The organism is Halomonas sp. (genome assembly GCF_041689495.1).
GTDB lineage: Bacteria > Pseudomonadota > Gammaproteobacteria > Pseudomonadales > Halomonadaceae > Halomonas.
Window position 1 is genome coordinate 1 of sequence record NZ_JBDNGD010000478.1, and the last position, 2,153, is coordinate 2,153.

Annotated in this window: 3 protein-coding genes; all 3 read left to right on the forward strand. The window is 65.0% G+C overall.

Going from position 1 to position 2,153, the window contains the following annotated elements; all coding sequences use genetic code 11:
* On the forward strand, window positions 1-394 hold a 394-nt coding region (locus ACESMD_RS14495), incomplete at its 5' end, for an SOS response-associated peptidase (protein WP_372614373.1).
* Window positions 395-670: 276 nt separating this feature from the next.
* Window positions 671-1,030, forward strand: a complete 360-nt coding sequence (locus ACESMD_RS14500) for a LexA family protein (RefSeq protein ID WP_372614375.1) — start codon at window positions 671-673, stop codon at window positions 1,028-1,030.
* On the forward strand, window positions 1,027-2,153 hold a 1,127-nt coding region (locus tag ACESMD_RS14505), incomplete at its 3' end, for a Y-family DNA polymerase (RefSeq protein WP_372614377.1). The genes ACESMD_RS14500 and ACESMD_RS14505, both read left to right, overlap by 4 nt.

Sequence of the window (2,153 nt, forward strand, 5' to 3'; positions counted from 1 at the left end):
CTTCCACAAACACCGCTGCCTGATCCCGGCAGACGGCTGGTTCGAGTGGGTGCCAGGGGAGGGCGGCAAGCAGCCGGTCTTTATGGCGCGCGAAGATCGTCAGCCGTTGTTCCTGGGCGCGATCTGGGAGCCGCTGGATGATGACACCACCTGCTGCGCGATCATCACCGAGCCGGCCCGTGGCATCGCCAGGGAGATCCACGACCGCATGCCGCTGGTGTTGGATGACGCCAGCCTGGCGGCCTGGCTGGATCCTGATCTGGTGGAGCGCGACGCCATCCGCGGCGCGGTGCGCCACCTCGAGGCCGATGCCTTCACCGCCTGGCCGGTGTCGCTGCGCGTCAACCGAGTCGCCAACGACGACCCCAGCCTGATCGAGCCAATGACGGAGTGAGACGACAACCACTGCGGCATATCTCCTACCCGCCTCGTTAGGGTTGGCGTATACCGCGCACGTCGGGTGTCTCCTACGCTGAACTGGTGTGATGCTCGACTTATGCGTTCTTGCAAGGTTCGCCTTTTCTCTGCGTCACGCCATGGGAGGCTTTGCTGGCCAGGGACGGCCCCTGATGTTCGCTTCGACGTTGAGCAACCGTTTTCAGGTGCCGAGTTGTCTCGGCTTCGATTCTTCTCGATACTGGTTGAATATCCAGTACACGAGGAGAGCTTCATGTCGATGACACGGACGACCACCACGACCATGCTCGGCGCTGCCCTGGCCTTCACGCCAACCCATCGCCAGCCATTGTTCGGCAGCCGCGTGCGGGCGGGCTTTCCCAGTCCCGCCGATGATCACCTCGATACCGACATCGACTTGCATGCCCATGTCGTCAAGCGGCCCGCGGCGACTTTCTTCGTGCGTGCCGTGGATGGCGAGCTCACCGTCAAGCGCCTGGAACGGGTCGGTCAGCGTACCTACTTGACCGCAAGCAATCCCCATTTTCGGTCGATTCCGCTGGACGGCCGCGAAGCTCATGTGTGGGGCGTGGTCACCCACGTCGTGCATACGCTGCCGGGTGCGCCGACATGATCGCCCTGGTCGACTGCAACAATTTCTACGTCAACTGCGAGCGTGTCTTCGATCCTCGTCTGGAAGGGCGGCCGGTGGGGGTGCTCTCCAACAATGACGGCTGCATCGTCGCCCGCTCTAACGAGCTCAAGGCGCTGGGCGTGGAAATGGGCGCGGCCATGCACCTGTTGCCGCTGCACATACGCCGCCAGGCCGTGCTGCTCTCCAGCAACTACGCGCTCTACGGCGACATGAGCCGCCGCGTCACCGAGACGCTGGGCGAGTTCTCGCCGCACGTCGAGGTCTACTCCATTGACGAGAGCTTTGTGGGCTTCCAGGGCTTCGACTCGACGACGCTGGAGGAGCGTGGCAATCGCCTGCGCCAGACCATCCGGCAGTGGACCGGCATCCCGGTGTCAGTGGGCTTCGCACCGACCCGCGTACTCGCCAAGGTGGCCAACCGAGCGGCCAAGAAGATCCCCGCCTACGAGGGCGTATGCCGACTCGACGCCGACAGCCCGGCCACTCGAGCGCTGCTGTCCCGGCTGCCCGTCACCGAGCTGTGGGGCGTGGCCCGTCGCACCGGCGAACGCCTGGCGCTGATGGGAATCGACACCGCCTGGCAGCTGCGCGAGGGCGATCCCAAGCGTATCCGCCGCGTCTTCTCTGTCGTGATGGAGCGCATTGTCTGGGAACTGCGCGGACGTCCGGCGATACAGCTCGACGACATGGCCGCCCCCAAAAAGCAGATCATGGTGTCACGCAGCTTCGGTCGCATGAGCGACGACCCCGCCGACCTGCGCGAGGCCGTCCGCCAGCACGCCGCCAGGGCAGGGGAGAAACTTCGACGGCAGGGCAGCGTAACCAGCGCGGTGATGGTGTTCGTCAACACCAATCGTTTTCAGCTCGACCAGCCTCAATACCGCAACAGCGTGGTGGTTCCCCTGCACCGGCCCACCGACGACTCCCGAGAGATCGTTGGAGCCGCCGCCCAAGGCCTGGAGGCCATCTTCCGCAAGGGCTATCGCTACCAGAAGGTCGGCGTGATGCTGCTCGACCTCAGCGCCGACGCCAACCGCCAGCTGTCCCTGGACGACACCCCACAAACCGAAGCCGACCGGCAGCGCCGCCAGCGGCTGATGGC